Source organism: Rhodospirillaceae bacterium (assembly GCA_016712715.1).
Classification (GTDB): Bacteria; Pseudomonadota; Alphaproteobacteria; order Dongiales; family Dongiaceae; genus Dongia.
Map to the genome: position 1 here is coordinate 548,914 of JADJQM010000003.1, position 17,750 is coordinate 566,663.

General features: G+C 61.1%; 12 protein-coding genes, 1 tRNA gene and 3 pseudogenes. 12 read left to right on the forward strand and 4 right to left on the reverse strand.

The features are described from left to right. Positions 1-679: 679 nt before the first annotated feature. Entirely contained in the window at positions 680-1,801 is a 1,122-nt protein-coding gene (locus tag IPK59_20345; GenBank protein ID MBK8161008.1) for a hypothetical protein, read from the reverse strand. Between the two features lie 112 nt (positions 1,802-1,913). After that, positions 1,914-2,338 (reverse strand): annotated as a pseudogene (locus tag IPK59_20350) (hypothetical protein). 193 nt (positions 2,339-2,531) lie between these two features. On the opposite strand from IPK59_20350, the gene IPK59_20355 reads away from it, so the two are divergent. Beyond that, entirely contained in the window at positions 2,532-3,542 is a 1,011-nt protein-coding gene (locus IPK59_20355; protein ID MBK8161009.1) for a recombinase family protein, read from the forward strand. A gap of 520 nt (positions 3,543-4,062) precedes the next feature. Here the strand turns inward: IPK59_20355 and IPK59_20360 are convergent. After that, a tRNA-Gln gene (locus IPK59_20360) sits at positions 4,063-4,137 on the reverse strand. 318 nt (positions 4,138-4,455) lie between these two features. Between IPK59_20360 and IPK59_20365 the strand changes: the two genes are divergently transcribed. Next, complete coding sequence (locus tag IPK59_20365; protein ID MBK8161010.1) at positions 4,456-4,815, forward strand: peptidoglycan-binding protein; 360 nt, start codon at positions 4,456-4,458, stop codon at positions 4,813-4,815. Between the two features lie 9 nt (positions 4,816-4,824). On the opposite strand, the gene IPK59_20370 is transcribed toward IPK59_20365, so the two are convergent. Further along, a complete protein-coding gene (locus tag IPK59_20370; GenBank protein ID MBK8161011.1) occupies positions 4,825-5,331 on the reverse strand; it encodes a thioesterase family protein in 507 nt (168 codons plus the stop codon). Between the two features lie 272 nt (positions 5,332-5,603). Here IPK59_20370 and IPK59_20375 point away from each other — a divergent pair, with 272 nt between their 5' ends. From IPK59_20375 to IPK59_20420, 10 genes and pseudogenes are all read left to right on the forward strand, one after another. Next, on the forward strand, positions 5,604-7,202 hold the full coding sequence (locus IPK59_20375; protein MBK8161012.1) for an ABC transporter substrate-binding protein: 1,599 nt from the start codon (positions 5,604-5,606) through the stop codon (positions 7,200-7,202). A 76-nt stretch (positions 7,203-7,278) separates the two neighbouring features. Then, complete coding sequence (locus tag IPK59_20380; protein ID MBK8161013.1) at positions 7,279-8,289, forward strand: ABC transporter permease subunit; 1,011 nt, start codon at positions 7,279-7,281, stop codon at positions 8,287-8,289. Positions 8,290-8,299: 10 nt separating this feature from the next. Beyond that, positions 8,300-9,197 (forward strand): annotated as a pseudogene (locus tag IPK59_20385) (ABC transporter permease subunit). A gap of 12 nt (positions 9,198-9,209) precedes the next feature. Then, the gene (locus tag IPK59_20390) at positions 9,210-10,226 is read left to right on the forward strand and encodes an ABC transporter ATP-binding protein (GenBank protein ID MBK8161014.1); all 1,017 of its coding nucleotides are present in this window, start codon (positions 9,210-9,212) and stop codon (positions 10,224-10,226) included. Next, positions 10,226-11,259 (forward strand): annotated as a pseudogene (locus tag IPK59_20395) (dipeptide ABC transporter ATP-binding protein). The gene IPK59_20390 and the pseudogene IPK59_20395 overlap by 1 nt, the downstream one beginning before the upstream one ends. A 559-nt stretch (positions 11,260-11,818) precedes the next feature. Beyond that, positions 11,819-12,709 (forward strand): VacJ family lipoprotein, encoded by an 891-nt coding sequence (locus IPK59_20400; protein ID MBK8161015.1) that lies wholly within the window; start codon positions 11,819-11,821, stop codon positions 12,707-12,709. 5 nt (positions 12,710-12,714) lie between these two features. Continuing rightward, positions 12,715-13,314 (forward strand): ABC transporter substrate-binding protein, encoded by a 600-nt coding sequence (locus IPK59_20405; protein ID MBK8161016.1) that lies wholly within the window; start codon positions 12,715-12,717, stop codon positions 13,312-13,314. A gap of 171 nt (positions 13,315-13,485) precedes the next feature. After that, on the forward strand, positions 13,486-14,553 hold the full coding sequence (locus IPK59_20410) for an FAD-binding oxidoreductase (GenBank protein ID MBK8161017.1): 1,068 nt from the start codon (positions 13,486-13,488) through the stop codon (positions 14,551-14,553). Between the two features lie 585 nt (positions 14,554-15,138). Next, the gene (gene ugpC, locus IPK59_20415; GenBank protein ID MBK8161018.1) at positions 15,139-16,203 is read left to right on the forward strand and encodes a sn-glycerol-3-phosphate ABC transporter ATP-binding protein UgpC; all 1,065 of its coding nucleotides are present in this window, start codon (positions 15,139-15,141) and stop codon (positions 16,201-16,203) included. A gap of 77 nt (positions 16,204-16,280) precedes the next feature. Further along, positions 16,281-17,594, forward strand: coding sequence for a carbohydrate ABC transporter substrate-binding protein (locus IPK59_20420; GenBank protein MBK8161019.1), 1,314 nt, complete (start codon positions 16,281-16,283; stop codon positions 17,592-17,594). Positions 17,595-17,750: the final 156 nt, after the last annotated feature.

Sequence of the window (17,750 nt, forward strand, 5' to 3'; positions counted from 1 at the left end):
CCGGAGGCGATGACGGGTTGTTTGCGCGCGTCCAAGCTTCCTCAACTGCAAGCCACTATTCCGGTTACCTACCTATTCGCCCGCATGCCCAGTAATCGCCCGGCAAGAAGCAGTGCTCTCCCGGCTGCCCTCAAGCGCACAAATGGTTTTGATATCTCTAGGACCGATAAGCTGGAACTGACTAGGCGAGCTGTTCAAATCGGTTCGCGGGACTGCTGGCTACTGGATTGTGACGCGATCGTGCCGATGCCAAGCACCAGCGATCTGGTGATGCGTATATGTCACGTGTTGCAAGCGAGGCTACCAGGCCATCCGCCGATACTGCAGCTTCTCCGGAAACGGAGCAACGCCGAGGTCCTCGCCGTCGCGCCCAGCATTCTCGAAATCTCGGAGCCGCAGCGCGAGATCTATCAGAAGGAATGTCGGCGCCTAGCCAAATCGCAAGGATCTCACTCGTTTGAAGCGAAGCGGGTGCCGGTGCGACTCAGACGGTATTTCTCACCACTCGAACTGAGTGAGCAGTCCATCCCACCAAGTATTCGCTCACTGCTGATCGTTGACGACGTGTTTTCGACGGGTTCGTCGTTTTCGTACAGCAGCAACATTGCTTCTCACGGCGTCGGTTGCTACGTATGCGAAGGGACTAGTGCTATTCGGTCCTGTACGTAAGTCGTGCTCTCTAATCATCTAGAATACTTGAATGTTCTGGCCCTAAAGGAATGACTACTCCTCTGATATCGTCGTCAGTCCAATGCGACGTGGATAGACTTTTGTCATCTGGATGAGCTCTGGTTGCGCTGCGAATGCTATCAAGCTTGCCTGCAATCGCACTGACAAGTTTTTTCCTACCGATGCCAACAAATGTCGGTCGAAAATCAAGTTTCGACAGCACCTCTTGATCTTGGATTGTCACTTCGCGCGCTTTGACGACACCAGCTCGCGTGACAACACGCCCAATCAAATCGTCCCTTTCTTCGCCACTAGGCGTCTTCAGTCGGACGCGCTTCCCGGCATGCTCTACTTCCTGTAAGGCGATCATCTTATCAGTCGCTTCATCAGACTCAGTAAGGTTGATCAGTGCACGGGCGATGGACTCGTAGCCTAGCGGCTCCAATAGATTTGCTAGATGCAGCCGAACGAGACCTATGTGAACAGCGTCCATCTCTTCTGGTGAAATATTGTCACCATCATCTAAAGGATCATGCACACTAATAATCGGCTCAGACACAGATGGATTTTCGTATCCCCAGCGAGTGGTTATAGCGATCCGTTTAACGGGAACTCGCTTACCATTGAGAACGACCTTGCTCCGAGTTGTTTGCTTCCATGCGCGTGCTAGCGACTTTTTTGGTCCGGCGCGATCGTGACACCCCTTGGCTTCCGCAATCAGAATCTCATTGTAAGACGAGTTGGTAACCACCCAATCCGGTAAATCACCTTTTCTTGCACGCATGACCCATATGTTCTTCTTCTTGTTCAAGAGAAATGACGGCGAGACATGATTAAAAGCTGCTGAGTTGAAATATTTTTCCAGATACGCACGAGCAACAGAACGTCCAAATAAGCCCGACAGAGCAACTTTTACCTCCCGTGCTTGACCAAGTGGTTCAATGAAGGAAAAGGAATCTGTGGGCGCAAGAAGGCTCTCAAGAAGTGCCCATGTTCCAAACTTTGCACCTGGCGTCTGCAGTACCTCACGCAGGCCCGCGTTTTCGATACTCTCAACACTGAGAGAGATCTGTGCCCCTTCAGTTGGGTCTTCAGCTTTTGGATTGAATGTGTGAGTGAACTTCCTATCCATGGCTTAATGCTCCGCGCGGCATAGAGAAGCCGCCCCGATCAATACTCACGACAACGGCACTTGTTGTCCACGAGTTAGTTGAAAGCATTTGCTTAAGCGATCTTGCAGGAGGTTACAGAAAATCTCTGAGTCGACTTTTTATCGTTAATCTATCGCTTTCCGTACTTCGCAGAATCCTTTGTCGGCGCTGAGCAAACTCACTAACGGATATAGTTACAAGCCGAATTCCATGAAGAGGGAGAACTGTCGCCCGGCGCTGATCATAGATTTTCCTTTGCTCTGATCTGGCCCACCAGTACCGGTAATCCGCCGATCAAAGAACGGAACTTCTTCAGAATGCTGACGCTCCACAAACTCTACAACTAAGCTCATTTCACGATAGTAAGCATCAACAGGGAGTCGTGCACATCTCCCAGATAGGATGCTGGGATCACCCAGAAGAAAATCGAACCGATGCTGCCGCGATGCCTTACATCCAAGAACATCGTCGCAAAGGTCGATCACGTAGTATTCGTCGGACGTACCTCTAGCTGGCATATCGAGGGATCCCGCTCACCACTTCGACTAACATTGGTCTCTCCGCCGAGGTCACTCTATGGCTTCATCCCAAGCGCCATAAAAATCACAGTAACAATACCCATTGCGACGGCCGCTATTATCGCAACGACGGCATTGCTGCTATTCGTCCCTTTCGCCCAGTTCGAACGCGAGGTGGCCGGAGAGCGCATCCGTGACAAGATCGCTGCTTCCAAGCGCCAGGGCATGGATGGGTGGACGACCACCCATCGGCTATGACGTCAAAGACCGGAAGCTGGCCGTTAACGAACCGGAGGCCGAGACCGTCCGGCACATTTATCGCCGCTATCTGGAGCTCAGATCGCTCAACGCCCTTCAAACCGACCTCAAGAAGGCCGGCATCCGGTCAAAGGTCCATATCGGGACCGATGGCCAGCCATTTGGCGGCTGCGTCATCGGCCGGGGCGCCCTGGGCTACATCCTGACCGGCCAGGTCTACCGGGGCATGGTCTTGTTCAAGGGGGAGCTGTACCCCGGCGAGCATCCGCGCATCGTGCCGGAAGATCTGTTTCAGGAGGTCCAAGCTGCCCTCAATGCCCAGGGACCTGGCGAGGCTGCCCGCACCAAGCGACCGTCCACTTCCCTTCTGAAAGGCCTGGTCTTTGATGAAGAGTGCGTCTCGCTGCAGGTAAGCCATACCAATAAGAAGGGTCGGAAGTACCGCTACTATGTCTCGGCGACCAAGATGCGAGGCCCCACCCAGGCAGGAGACGGCTTTCGCATTCCGGCATCGGATCTGGAGAAGGTCGTCGTTCAGTCCCTCACCCATCATCTACGGGACCAGCATTGGCTGGACCAAACATTCAAAGCCCGTGTCGACGTCACGAAGTTCCAGCGTTTCACCTCATTGGCCGGCAACCTCGCCAAAATGATCGAGGAGGAACTGGCCCATAACACTGGCCTTATTCCCACCGTCATCGATCGCATCGTGGTGGCGAAGAAGACCATCGTAATTAAAGCTCAGCCTGCTCGCCTCATGTCACTTTTACTCGGCCAAGCCAGCGAGGCCGACCAATCTCAGCAACCGATCGAGATCAAGGTCTTCGGTCAGTTCATCCGTTGTGGCAAGGAAGTCCGGCTCGTGATCGGCCAAGACGATGCAAAAGATGCCAAGGTCGACAGCCGCTTGGTGCGAGCTTGTTCAGGCGCGTCAGTGGTTCAATGATCTCACCAACCGGCGCGTTGCCAGCATCGCAGACCTCGCACGAATATCTGGCGTCAGCGCGCCCTATATCAGCAAAAAGATCTCGCTCGCATTCTTGGCGCCGAACATCACTGAGATGATTGTCGCCGGGACCCAGCCGATGCGCCTGACGCCAGAGGCGCTGAAGCGTGCTTGCCCGCTACCACTATCTTGGGAAGAACAGCGGGCACTGCTGATCATCTAGCCTCGCGCGTTTTCTTCATCGCGCCGGCTTGAGCTCGTGCGCCCTCACGCCGAACACTCTCACCAAGCTGGTCTTATGTCGGGTGATAAGAGCGCGCTTTGGCTCATGATCTGTAGCCATTCAGCCCACGAGCCATAACCGGAATTTTGGCATTCAGAGACGGGAACGCGAGAAAGCGCCGAAAAGCCTGATTTTCTCGAGATCTCTGTTATGCGCGGCGGTGATCTACCGGCTAACCCCCGGAAGCACGGCACAATTCCTGATTGTATCTCTTGATATACACACTCGTAGAGAGTGTGGCTGGGGCGCCAGGGATCGAACCTGGGAATGTCGGTACCAAAAACCGATGCCTTACCGCTTGGCTACGCCCCAATCTGCGGCTTCCCCGGTCGGGGGGTCGCGCGGCGGGCGTAACATATGCAAAGCCCCGGCCACGCGCAAGGCATGCGTTAAGGCTGGCCGCATGGCCGGAATCCGCCAAAAAAACGCCGGTCGCACACCAGATTGGCAGCCTGCGGCGCAGCCCGAATCTTGCTCCGGCCCCCCATCAACCCTATGCTCCCCCGCGCAGGCTGGATCAGGCGGGAGTGAATCGGATGGATGAGGTGCGGAGCCCCAGGCTCGGCGTGCGGCTGAGTGCCGCCGATCGCCTCGGCGCAGCGGTTTCAACCGATTCCCGGGCGTCGCCTGATGATCAATTTAGGCGTTGCCACTGCCGTCGTCGCCATGGCGATCGGCATCACCCTGATTATATGGCACGATGTCGGCGTCCCCGCTGCAACCGCGCCTGCCTCCCAGGAACCGAGCCCAGCGGAACCGGTCCCGGCGGAACAGATCCCGGCGGAACGGGCCCCGGAAGTGAACGCCCAGGTACAGGAGATCGAACGCCTGCTGGGCATCCTCAGTTTTGGCCCCGGCCCGGCCGACGGCGTCTTGGACAGCGAGACCGAGGCGGCCATCCGCGCCTTCCAGCAGGCGGCGGGCCTCCCCGAGGATGGCCGCGCCACCCCCGAACTGCTCGATGAACTGAAGGCCGTCGCCGGCGAATAACCGGCTGCGTCAGCCTTTGCGGTTGCGGATCGAAATCGTGCGCCCAAGCGGCACCGGCAGGCTGAGGCCCGCATGGGCCGCCTTCACCTGCTCCAGCCTGGCATAAATCTCGGCCGGCATTGCCGCCACGCGGCGCTTGTTCATGTCGATCGACATAATCAGCCATTCGGCGGTCGCCGCCAGATAGCCTTCCTCGGCGTGATACATCGCCTGGATCCAATGCGCGCGCTTGGGGTCGCAATCGACCAGCTGGCAGGTGATGCGCAGTGGCGCCCCCAGCAACAGCTCGCGGTGATAGGAGACATGCGTGTCGACCGTCATTGTCGAGAAGCCGTGCGTCTTGATGAGGTCGTAGCCCATGCCCACCGCTTCATAGGTCGTGTCGAAGCCGGCATCGAAAGCCAGCAGGTAATAGCCGACATTCATATGGTCGTTGCCGTCGATCCAGCCGGGCAGGACCTTCTGGCCGAGGCTGACGAACGGGGCGGGAATCGGGGAATCGGGCGTGATCTTCATGGCGCGACGATGCCCTTCCGCCCCTGTCTCGGTCAAGGCGGCCCTTAATACTTTTACGTTTGGGCAGCCCCGGCAATCTGGTGGAATAACCCGGCGAATGGGTGGAAGCACCGGACGCACGCCGGAATTGTAACCAGACGGTCAAGGGCATCGTTGACTTATACCTTTCATCAAGCCTAGGTTTTTCCGCAAGGCAGCCCCCCAATGAATGAAGAGATGGGGCTTAAACAGCGGGCTGCCCTATCACTGCTTTATTTTTGGGAGAATCCACGATGAAACATCGCCTGCTTGGGGCCGTTGCGGCCGCAGCGCTTGTTGTCGGTTTCGGCGCCGTCGCCGCTGAAGCCAAAACTCTGGTCTATTGCTCGGAAGGCAGCCCGGAGAATTTCAACCCACAGATCAACACCACCGGCACCAACTTCGACACCGCCTATCCGATCTTCAATCGCCTGGTCGAATTCGAACCCGGCACCACTACAGTGAAGCCGGGTCTCGCCGCATCCTGGGAAGTCTCGGATGACGGCCTCACCTACACCTTCAAGCTGCAGCCCGGCGTGAAGTTCCATGCCCGCGGCGATTTCGCGCCGACGCGCGATTTCAGCGCCGATGACGTCATCGCCACCTTCAACCGCATGTGGAAGGCCGACGATGCCTACGCCAAGGTGTCGGGCGGCGCCTATGACTACTTCAACGACATGGGTATGCCGGACCTGATCAAGTCGATCGACAAGGTCGACGACCTCACCGTGAAGTTCACGCTCACCAAGCCGAACGCGCCCTTCATCGCCAACATGGCGATGGACTTCGCGGCTATCCACTCGGCCGAGTATATGGCAGCGATGCTCAAGGCCGGCACGCCGGAACGCGTCGACCAGGAGCCGATCGGCACAGGCCCGTTCATCCTGCAGGCCTATGAGAAGGACGCGCGCATTCTCTACAAGGCGAACGTCAACTACTTCCGTGGCAAGCAGCCGATCGACAAGCTGATCTTCGCCATCACCCCCGACCAGGCCGTTCGCACCGCCAAGCTGCTGGCTGGCGAATGCGATATCGCGCCTTATCCGGGCCCGGCCGATGTCGAGAAGCTGAAGGCGGAACCCTCGCTCAACGTGCAGGAGCAGGAAGGCCTCAATGTCGGCTACCTCGCCCTCAACGTGAAGAAGGCGCCGTTCGACAACAAGCTGGTGCGTCAGGCCTTCAACATGGCCTTCGACAAGGACGCCATCGTGAAGGCGGTCTATCAGGGCGCTGGCCAGCCGGCCAAGAACCCGATCCCGCCGACCATCTGGTCCTATGACGACAGCGTCACCGCCTATGCTTACGATCCGGAAAAGGCCAAGGCCATGCTGGCCGAAGCCGGTGTGAAGGATCTCTCGATCGACCTCTGGTACATGCCGGTGCAGCGTCCGTATAACCCGGACGCCAAGAAGGTCGCCGAACTGATGCAGGCGGATCTGGCCAAGATCGGCGTCACCGCCGAACTCAAGACCTATGAATGGGGCGAATACCGCAAGCGTCTGCAGGCGGGCGAGCACCTCACGGGCATGCTCGGCTGGACCGGCGACAATGGTGATCCCGACAACTTCCTCGGCGTGCTGCTGTCCTGCGGCTCGGCCCGTGACGGCGGTCAGAACATCGCCAAATGGTGCAACGAGGACTTCACCAAGCTGATCGACGAAGCCGCTGCCATCTCGGACGTCTCCAAGCGCACCGAGCTCTACAAGCAGGCCCAGGCGATCTTCCACGAGGAAGCGCCGTGGGTGCCGATTGCGCATTCGGTCGTCTACATGCCGATGAGCAAGAAGGTGAAGGGCTACAAGATCCACCCGCTCGGCACGCATATCTTCGAAGGCGTTGATATCGACGAGTAGGTTTTTAGCAACCACCGGGCGGCGGGGAGCGTCTAAGGCTCCCCGCCGTCTCTTTTTTTTGTGATATAGTCAGCTCATGGTCCGTTTCCTCCTGACCCGCGCCAGCCTCGTCATCCCGACCTTTCTCGGGATCGTCTTCCTGGCCTTCATCCTGATCCGCCTTGTCCCCGGCGATCCCGTCGAAGTGCGCGTCGGCGAACGAGGCATTTCGCCCGAGCGTCACGCCCAGCTGCTCCATGACATGGGCCTCGACCGGCCGCTTTACGTGCAGTTCTTCGACTATGTGGGCGGCGTGCTGCAGGGCGATCTCGGCACCTCGGTCATCACCCATCGGCCGGTGCTGGACGAATTCCTGGCCCTGTTCCCGGCCACCCTCGAACTCTCCTTCTTCGCCATGGTGCTGGCGCTGGGCGTCGGCCTGCCGGCCGGCATCATCGCCGCCGTGAAGCGCGGCTCGATCTTCGATCACGCCATCATGGGGGCGTCGCTCACCGGCTATTCGATGCCGATCTTCTGGTGGGGCCTGCTGCTCATCCTCACCTTCTCGGTCGGCCTCGGCTGGACCCCGGTCTCGGGTCGCATCGGCAATGATTTCTTCTTCGAAGGCACTTCCGGCTTCATGATCTACGATGCGTTCATGAGCGACGAGGAAGGCGCTCTCACTTCCGCCTTCTCCCATCTCATCCTCCCCACCATCGTGCTCGGTACCATTCCGCTGGCTGTGATCGCGCGCATGACGCGCTCTGCCATGCTGGAAGTGCTGGGCGAGGATTACATCCGCACCGCCCGCGCCAAGGGCTTGTCCACCTGGCGCGTCGTCGGCGTGCATGCCTTGCGCAATGCGCTCATTCCCGTCGTGACCGTGATCGGCCTCCAGGTCGGCGTGCTGATGGCCGGCGCGGTCCTCACTGAAACCACCTTCTCCTGGCCCGGCATCGGCAAATGGCTGGTGGAAAGCATCAACCGCCGCGACTATCCGGCGCTCCAGGGCGGTGTGCTGCTTATTGCGAGCCTCGTCATGGCGATCAATCTCGGGGTCGATCTGCTCTACGGATTCCTCAACCCCCGCATCCGGCACAAGCGTTGAGGATCATCAGATGACCACCGCACCCGCCACCGCCGCACCCAAGGTCGTCTCGCCCCGCCGCGAGATTTGGCTCTCCATGCGCGCCAACAAGGGCGCCATGGCCGGCCTCATCGTGATCGTGTTCCTGATCCTGACCGCGATCTTCGCCGACATCGTGGCGCCCTACAGCCCGGTTGAGCAGTTCCGCGACAACTTCCTGCAGCCGCCAGCCTGGGTCGAGGGCGGCTCCTGGGCTTTCCCCTTGGGCACCGACGATGTCGGCCGCGACATGCTCTCGCGCATTATCCATGGGGCGCGGCTCTCGCTCATCATCGGCTGCATCGTCGTCACCATTTCGCTGGCCTTAGGGATCTTCTTCGGCCTCATGTCCGGCTTCTTCAAGGGTGTGGTCGACATCGCGATCATGCGCTTCATGGACATCATCCTCTCGATCCCCAGCCTCCTGCTCTCGATCGTCATCGTCGCCATCATGGGCAAGCCCGATATCGCCAAGGCCATGATCGCCATCGCCATCACCTATGTGCCGCACTATGCGCGCTTGGCACGCGCGGCGGTGCTCACTGAACTCTCCAAGGATTACGTGACGGCATCCCGCGTCGCCGGTGCCTCAACAAGGCGCCTGATGCTGGACACCGTGCTGCCCAATTGCATGGCACCCCCTGATCGTGCAGGCGACGCTCTCCTTCTCGACCGCCATCCTCGACGCAGCCGCCTTGGGCTTCCTGGGGCTGGGCGCGCAGGCGCCGACGCCGGAATGGGGCACCATGCTGGCCGACAGTCTGAAGTTCCTGCAGCGTGCGCCCTGGGTCGTGACCTTCCCGGGTCTTGCCATCCTCATCACGGTGCTGGCCTTTAACCTCATGGGCGACGGGCTGCGCGATGCGCTTGACCCGAAGCTGAAGCGCTGAGGGGAAGCGATCATGGCACTACTCGAAATCCGCAATCTCTCGGTCCAGTTCCAGACCCATAGCGGCCCGTTCCGCGCGGTGGACGGCATCGATCTCGACCTCGACAAGGGCGAACTCCTCGGCGTCGTCGGTGAATCCGGCTCCGGCAAGAGCGTCACCATGCTGGCGGTGATGGGCCTTATCCCCTGGCCGGGCAAGGTCACCGCCGACCGCATGATGTTCGACGGAATCGATCTCATGTCCCTGAAGCCTTCCGCGCGCAGGAAGATCGTCGGCAAGGACATTGCCATGATCTTCCAGGAGCCGATGACCAGCCTCAACCCCTGCTTCACCGTCGGCTTCCAGATCATGGAGACGCTGCAGGTCCATGAAGGCGGCTCGCGCCGCGAACGTCGCGACCGCACCGTGGAACTCCTCGAACAGGTCGGCATCCCGGCAGCGTCCACCCGCCTCGACAGTTTCCCGCACCAGCTCTCCGGCGGCATGTGCCAGCGCGTCATGATCGCCATGGCGATCGCCTGCAACCCGCGCCTCCTCATCGCCGACGAACCGACCACCGCCTTGGACGTCACCATCCAGGCGCAGATCCTCGATCTCCTCGTCAGGCTGCAGCGCGAGCGCGGCATGGCGCTGGTGCTGATCACGCATGACATGGGTGTGGTCGCCGAAACGGCCGAGCGCGTCATGGTGATGTATGCGAGCCAGCAGGTCGAGGAGCAGAAGGCCGCGGACCTCTTCGCCAACCCGCATCATCCCTATACCGCGGCACTCCTCGAAGCATTGCCGGAACGCAGTGTCGGCAAGCGTCGCCTCTCCACCATCCCCGGCGTCGTCCCCGGCATTCTCGACCGGCCCACGGGCTGCGTCTTCAACCCGCGTTGCGGCTTTGCCGATGCGCGCTGCCGTGCCGAACAGCCGGCCTTCACCACGCACAGTTCCTTGACCGCGACCGGCGGCCGTGTGCGCTGCCACTATCCGCTGGAGGCCGGCGTACCCACAAACCGACCTTCCTCGCAGGAGGCTGCATGATGTCCCCCACCTCTCAGACGACCACCACCGACACCTTCATCGATGTCCGCGACCAGAGCGCCGGCAATCCCCTGGTGCTGGAAGCCAAGGAACTGCACCGTCATTACCGCATCGGTCGCGGTCTGTGGAAAGGCCATGCGGAGCTCCGGGCCGTGAACGGCGCGAGCTTCACCTTGGCCGCCGGCAGGACCCTCGCCGTGGTGGGTGAAAGCGGCTGCGGCAAGTCGACCCTCGCCCGCCTCGTGACCCTGATCGAGACGCCCACATCCGGCAGCCTCGCCATCGACGGCGTCGATGTGGCCAGCGCCTCCCCGGAAACGGTCAAGGCCCTGCGCCGCAAGGTGCAGATGGTGTTCCAGGATCCCTATGGCTCCCTGAACCCCAGGAAGCAGGTGGGCGAGATCCTTGAGGAACCGCTTGAGATCAACACCAGCCTCAACGCCGCCGCCCGGGCCGAAGCCGCCCGCGCCATGATGGCGAAGGTCGGCCTTCGCCCCGAACAGTACAGCCGCTATCCGCACATGTTCTCCGGCGGCCAGCGCCAGCGCATCGCCATCGCCCGCGCGCTCATGCTCAGCCCCCGCATCGTCGTGGCTGACGAGCCGGTCTCGGCGCTCGACGTCTCGATCCGCGCCCAGGTCCTCAATCTCCTCATGGATCTCCAGGCCGAGCTCAACCTTGCCTACCTCTTCATCTCCCATGACCTCAGCGTGGTCCGCCACATCGCCGACGATGTCATGGTCATGTATCTGGGGCGGCCGGTGGAACAGGGGCCCAGGACGTCATCTTCGCCGGCCCCCGACACCCCTATACCGTGGCCCTGCTGGCCGCGACCCCCTCGGTCGATCCCAAGGCGCGCTCGAAGCGCCTCACCGTGAAGGGCGAGTTGCCCTCGCCGCTCGACCCGCCCTCGGGCTGCGCCTTCCACAAACGCTGCGCCTATGCGACCGAGATCTGCGCGGTGGATCGTCCGGAACTCCGCCCCGTCGCAGGCCGCGCGGTCGCCTGCCACCACGCCGAAGAGCTGGCTTAAGGCTCGGTCGGCCAAAAAAAACGAAGCCTGAGCGAAGAAATTCGAAGGCGGCTTCCACAAATTCTGGTGTGAGGATTTGGGAATGCCCCGGTATTTTTGCCCAAAAATGTGGCATTGCCGGGAAACCAGGCGGGCTTCCGGGGCGCCATCGCGCCGCCCTGGACGGAAATTCGGCCTTTCTTAGGAAAGATTACCAGGAATCCCGCGTGTCCTGCGGCAATTTTGTCACATCACTGTCAAGGTTGCGTAAGGCGCTGTCCTGACTCGCCTTTCGCTCTTAAAACACGTGTGTTATCAAAGCGCACGGGTTGGCCGATCCGAGTCCGTCCGATGGGCGGTTCACGGTCGGTTAAGTTTTCGCCGGGACAATGTGACAGCGACGATGTGGCTTGGCTGCACCGTCATCATGGCGCGGATGGATCGACGGGGACTTGGGACCAGCACGTTCAGATTTTGCGACCGGGGAAGACGGAGGTCGCTTTGGGGGACGGTGCAACGGTTCGCTAGAAGAGCAGATCAACTTTTCGAAACCGGGCTACCGGAAAGGGTTAGGGGTTCTATGTTCAAGGTCATGAATTTTACGAAGAAGACGCTGGCTGTCACCTCGGTGGCGCTGGGCCTCTTGGCTGCCGGCTGCGCGACGGCGCCGGATCCCAGCGACGAAGCCGCTGTTCAGGCGTTCAACGAGGCGAACGACCCGTTGGAGCCGATGAACCGTTACTTCTTTGAAGTGAACCACGGTCTCGACGAACTGCTCGTGAAGCCGTTCGCCGGCTATTACAACATCGCTTTGCCTGATCCGGCCAAGGACAGCATCCGCAACTTCCTCCGCAACCTGCGCTCGCCGGTGATCCTCGCCAACGACCTCTTCCAGGGTGAAGGCAGCCGCGCCGGCACGACCGCGTCGCGCTTCCTCATCAACACCACGCTCGGTGTCGGTGGCCTGCTCGATGCCGCCAGCTGGTTCGGCATCAATTATCACGACGAAGATTTCGGCCAGACCCTCGCAGTCTGGGGTTCGGGCGAGGGCATCTATCTGCACCTGCCGCTGCTTGGCCCCAGCAACCCGCGCGACGCCGGCGGCAAGCTCGTGGACTACGTCCTCGATCCGCTCACCTGGGTCGGCTACGTCTATAACGTCTCCTGGATCAACACGACCCGCTTCATGGTCGAGGGCATCGATACGCGCGCCCGCAACCTTGAGACGATCGCCGAACTGCAAAAGGGCTCGGTCGACTTCTATGCGACCATCCGCAGCCTCTATCGCCAGCACCGCAACGACGCCATCGCCAATGGCGAGGATCCGGAAGCGGTGATCAGCAAGGTGACCAACGAGGAGATGATCCCGGAAGATGGCGCGGAAGTGCCGTCCGTCCTGCTGCCCACGGCTCCCTCGGCAGCGACGCCGCAGCCGGCGACGACGGGCGACCAGCTCTCGGAGGCTTTCTAACTTCCATGCTGACTCGTAGATCCCTTCTGGCGGCGGCGGCATTTGCCGCCGCCGTTTCCACATTCAAGCCACTTGCCTCGGCCGATCAGGCCAGTCTTGAGGCGTTCATCAACTCGCTCTCGCAGCAGGCCATCACCGAACTCACTTCGGCCGGCACCGACAAGGAACGTGCGGCCAAGCTGCTGCCGATCCTGCAGAAGTATTTCGACATGCCCAAGCTCGCCAAGCATACGCTGGGTCTCTATTGGAAGCTGGCGACGCCGGAAGAGCAGCAGGCCTATGTCGCGGTCTTCACCGAATACATGAGCGCCTTCTACGGCAAGCGCTTTGCCGAATATTCCGGCCAGTCGCTGGCCGTCCAGAAGGTACGCGAGAACGGCGACACCTCGACCGTCTTCACCATCGTCAAGGGCGCCGAAGGCGAACCCCGCGTCGATTGGGACGTCAACACCAATGGCGGCAACAATATGATCACCGACGTCCGCGTCGAGGGTTTGAGCCTCGCTGAAACCCACCGCCAGGAATTCGCCTCGGTCATCAGCTCGAACGGCGGCAAGGTCCAGGCCCTGATCGACATCCTGAAGAAAAAGGTCGCCTCGATCTAGGATCGGCGCTTCCTCGAACAGCATCTGACAATCCCCGCCGCCAGTCATGTCGGCGGGGATTTTCGTCTCGGGCTTGCCTGGGGCTTGCCTGGCACCCGCCAGATCACCCACACTGCCGCTCCCGCCTGCCACGAGAGCAACATGCCCAACCAATCCAAGCCCGCACAATCCATGCCCGACCAACCCAGCATCATCGTCATCGGCGCCGGCATCATCGGTGCTTCGCTCGCTTTTCACCTGGCCAGGAGCGGCGCCCGCACCACCCTCATCGAAGGAGCGGAGCCCGGCGGCATCGCCACGCGCAACTCCTGGGCCTGGATCAATGCAAGCTGGGGCAATCCCGAACCCTATTTCCGCCTGCGCCGGCAATCGATGGCCGATTGGCGCCGCCTCGCCGCCGAGGTGCCGGAGATCAAGGTCGATTGGACGGGTGGCCTCATCTGGGATCTGCCGCGCCCGGAACTCGAAGCCTATGCCGCCGAACATGGGAGCTGGGGCTATGGCATCCGCGCCGTGGACGGGCCCGAGGCGCTGCGGCTCGAACCGGCGCTGAACAATCCGCCGGACTTCGCCCTGCATGTCGCCGAGGAAGGCGCTGTCGATCCCACCGCGACGGCGCTGGCGCTTGTGGCCGCCGCACAAAGCCAGGGCGCCATCCTGCGCCGGGAACGCGTGCTGTCGCTTGATGTCGAAGCCGGCCGCGTCACCGGCATTGTCACCGCTTCCGGCCGCCTGCGTGCCGACACCATCGTCATCGCCGCGGGAGCCGAGACCGCGACCCTTGCCGCCACCGCCAACATCGTTGTGCCGATGTCGACGCCGCCGGGCCTGCTGGTGGCGACCAAGCCCCATGCGAAGCTCCTCAACGGCCTCGTCATGTCACCCTCGATGCATGTCCGCCAGCTGGCTGATGGCAGCCTGCTGGCGGGTGCCGATTTCGGCGGCTCGGATCCTGGCCGTGACGCCGCCGCCACGGCCGCCACGGTATTCGCGGGCCTGCAGCGCCTGCTGAAGACGAGCGAGGCGCTTGCTTACGATCGATATCAGATCGGCTACAGGCCGATGCCGGCGGATGGCTTTCCGATCCTGGGGCCAGCCCGCCCCGGTCTCTATCTCGCCATGACTCATTCCGGCATCACCCTCGCCCCCATCCTCGGCCGGTTTGGCGCGGCCGAGATCCTGGGCGCGGGGCGCGATCCGCTGCTGGCCCCTTACGGCTGGGACAGGTTCGGCGCCTGAGGCGGCTCCACCAGGGATTTCGGTAACCAGCCGGGCCGGTTGCCGGTCGAGGCCATGTACCACAAGGTCGACATCAGCACAGTCCCGTTGAGAGCCGCGAGACCCACGCAAGTCAGAGCGATTGTTTGCATTTTACTTAATCCCTCACTGGTTGTGGTGAGGTTCATGGTGTGAGGTTGCCGGAAAGTGGGCAAGTGGCATTTCGCCGAGACCTGTGGATATGGTCACTATTTTTCGTTTTCGACGGACTTAGGTGTGAGAATGAGTATCACGATCGCCTCTCGCTCCGGCCGATAGTCTCGTGATTCGACAGGCGGCCACGAACGCACGCACACTCAAAACCACGAGGCAGCTACCGCGGCACGGGCTGGCCAGGTACTCATCGTCAAGCGCCTGAACCGCTGAGAACCTCGGAAATCCGCCTTATGCGACTGTAAAATAGCCTTGGCGGGTGTTCTTTGGTTGCGCTGTCATTTTGCGACCTATATTGTCATACTTAATAACCAGCGCTTGGTCAGGGTTAATCGGCGGAAAGCCGGCCGGACCGATCGAATAACGGCGCGGTTGACGGGAGGATTGATACGGATGGCGGCAGTCGGAATCCGCGACGTGCGCAAGGCATTTGGGCCGGCGCAAATTCTACACGGTGTGTCGATCGATATCGCGGATGGCGAATTCGTCATTCTGGTGGGGCCCTCCGGTTGTGGCAAATCCACCCTGCTCCGCATGATCGCCGGCCTTGAAAGCATCACCTCGGGCGAAATTGCCATTGGCGGCCGCGTGGTCAACGATGTGCCGCCCAAGGAACGCGACATCGCCATGGTGTTCCAGAATTATGCGCTCTATCCGCATATGACGGTGGGCGCCAATATGGGTTTCTCCCTGAAGCTGAAGAAGGCGCCGGCAGCCGAGATCGACGCCCGCGTCAACCAGGCGGCCGGTATTCTCGGCCTCACCCCCTATCTCGACCGCTTCCCGCGCCAGCTCTCGGGCGGCCAGCGCCAGCGCGTCGCCATGGGCCGCGCCATCGTGCGCGATCCGCAGGTGTTTCTGTTCGACGAGCCGCTCTCCAATCTCGATGCCAAGCTCCGCGTCGCCATGCGCGCCGAGGTCAAGGAGTTGCATCAGCGCTTGAAGACAACCACCGTTTACGTCACCCACGACCAGATCGAAGCCATGACCATGGCCGACAAGATCGTCGTCATGCATGATGGCAAGGTCGAGCAGATCGGCCAGCCGCTTGAGCTTTACGATCGGCCCTGCAACCGTTTCGTGGCGGGCTTCATCGGTTCGCCGGCGATGAACTTCATTCCCGGCCGCATCGAAGGGGCCGATGGCCGCATGCTGACGGGCAGCGGCGGCCTGCGCCTGGCACTCGACGCCGATGCAGCACGCCATCAGGGCCGCGAGGTCACGCTCGGCGTGCGCCCGGAACATCTCACCCTCGGCGAGGGCGGCCTCACGGCGGAAGTCGTGGTGGTCGAACCGACCGGTTCCGAGGTGCAGGTCAATGCGCGCTTGCAAGGCGGCGAGGAAATCGTCGCCGTGTTCCGCGAACGCCACATGTTCAAGCCCGGCGAAAAGATCGGGCTGAAGCCGCTACCGGGCCTTACGCATCTCTTCGATGCGGAATCCGGTGCGCGTCTCTAAGGCTGCTGACTGTCGGAGTGGGAAAAGACGGAAGATCGTCAGTCACAAGAAACGAACCCAGATGGAGGATTAGGACCATGAGTTTCACCAGACGCGACCTTTTGAAAACCACGGCCGGTATCGGCGCCGCGAGCCTGGCACCCTCTCTGCTCGGCGGCCGCAAAGCCTTTGCCCAGGATCTCAGCTACAAGCCGGAAGAAGGCGCAAGCTTGCGCCTGTTGCGCTGGTCGCCCTTCGTGAAGGGTGACGAGGCAGCCTGGCTCGCCAACACCAAGAAATTCACCGAAGCGACCGGTGTCGAAGTCCGCGTCGACAAGGAAAGCTGGGAAGACATCCGGCCCAAGGCTGCGGTGGCTGCAAATGTCGGCTCCGGCCCAGATCTCATGATGGTCTGGTTCGACGACCCCCATCAATATCCCGACAAGCTCCTCGATGTGACCGAGCTGGCCGACTATCTCGGCAACAAATATGGCGGCTGGCATCAGGGCCCGAAGGATTACGCCTCGCGTGACGGCAAGTTCATCGGCCTGCCCACCGCCACCATCGGCAACGCCATCGTCTACCGCGAAAGCTGGGTCAAGGCCGCCGGCTGGTCGGAATTCCCGACCAAGACCGACGACTTCCTGGAACTGTGCAAAGCCATGCAGAAGAGCGGCCATCCGGTCGGCTTCACCCATGGCCATGGTGTCGGCGACGGCAACAACTACGGCCATTGGCTGCTGTGGAGCCATGGCGGCCAGATGGTAGACGAAAAGGGCAATGGCACCATCAACAGCCCCGAGACCATGAAAGCGATCGAATACGCCCAGGAGCTCTACAAGACTTTCATCCCGGGCACCGAGAGCTGGCTCGACGTCAACAACAACCGCGCCTTCCTGGCCGGTGAATTGTCGGTCATCGCCAACGGCATCTCGGCCTATTACACGCCCAAGAACGATCCGGCCCAGGCCGAGCTCGCCGCCGACATCCGCACCTGCCCGCTGCCGATCGGCCCCGTCGGCAAGTCGATCGAGCTCTACCAGGTCACCAGCTCGGTCATCTTCAAATACACCAAGTACCCGAACGCGGCGCGCGAGTATCTGCGCTTCATGTTCGAACAGGAGCAGATGGACAATTGGCTCCAGGGCTCGTCCGGCTATTGCTGCCAGACGCTGAAATCCTATGACTCCAACCCGATCTGGACCTCCGACCGCAACTACGCGCCTTACGCCAAGGCGTCCGCCACCCTGCGGCCGAACGGCTATGCCGGCCCGCTGGGCTATGCCTCGGCGGCGGTGATGGCCGACTATGTCCTGGTCGATCTCTTCGCCGAAACCGTGACCGGCGCCGCCACCCCGGCGGAAGCCATCGAGAAAGCCGAGAAGCGCATCAACCGCTATTACCGCGTCTGACGCGTCGCACGCGACTGGTGGCGCCCTCTGGTACTGGGCGCCATCAGTCGCTCTTCTTTTCGAAGCGGCATTTTTGAGAGCAACTGATGTTTTGCTGGAAGCAAGCCCCCCTCACCCCCACCCTCTCCCCGCCCGGAGGCGAATGCCGACCTTCGT

What these genes read in the sequence shown, in the direction of transcription:
- IPK59_20345 (MBK8161008.1), bottom strand. Translation starts at nt 1,801, where the DNA reads ATGGATAGGAAGTTCACTCACACATTCAATCCAAAAGCTGAAGACCCA.
- IPK59_20365 (MBK8161010.1), top strand. Translation starts at nt 4,456, where the DNA reads ATGATCAATTTAGGCGTTGCCACTGCCGTCGTCGCCATGGCGATCGGC.
- IPK59_20370 (MBK8161011.1), bottom strand. Translation starts at nt 5,331, where the DNA reads ATGAAGATCACGCCCGATTCCCCGATTCCCGCCCCGTTCGTCAGCCTC.
- IPK59_20375 (MBK8161012.1), top strand. Translation starts at nt 5,604, where the DNA reads ATGAAACATCGCCTGCTTGGGGCCGTTGCGGCCGCAGCGCTTGTTGTC.
- IPK59_20380 (MBK8161013.1), top strand. Translation starts at nt 7,279, where the DNA reads ATGGTCCGTTTCCTCCTGACCCGCGCCAGCCTCGTCATCCCGACCTTT.
- IPK59_20390 (MBK8161014.1), top strand. Translation starts at nt 9,210, where the DNA reads ATGGCACTACTCGAAATCCGCAATCTCTCGGTCCAGTTCCAGACCCAT.
- IPK59_20400 (MBK8161015.1), top strand. Translation starts at nt 11,819, where the DNA reads ATGTTCAAGGTCATGAATTTTACGAAGAAGACGCTGGCTGTCACCTCG.
- IPK59_20405 (MBK8161016.1), top strand. Translation starts at nt 12,715, where the DNA reads ATGCTGACTCGTAGATCCCTTCTGGCGGCGGCGGCATTTGCCGCCGCC.
- IPK59_20410 (MBK8161017.1), top strand. Translation starts at nt 13,486, where the DNA reads ATGCCCGACCAACCCAGCATCATCGTCATCGGCGCCGGCATCATCGGT.
- ugpC (MBK8161018.1), top strand. Translation starts at nt 15,139, where the DNA reads ATGGCGGCAGTCGGAATCCGCGACGTGCGCAAGGCATTTGGGCCGGCG.
- IPK59_20420 (MBK8161019.1), top strand. Translation starts at nt 16,281, where the DNA reads ATGAGTTTCACCAGACGCGACCTTTTGAAAACCACGGCCGGTATCGGC.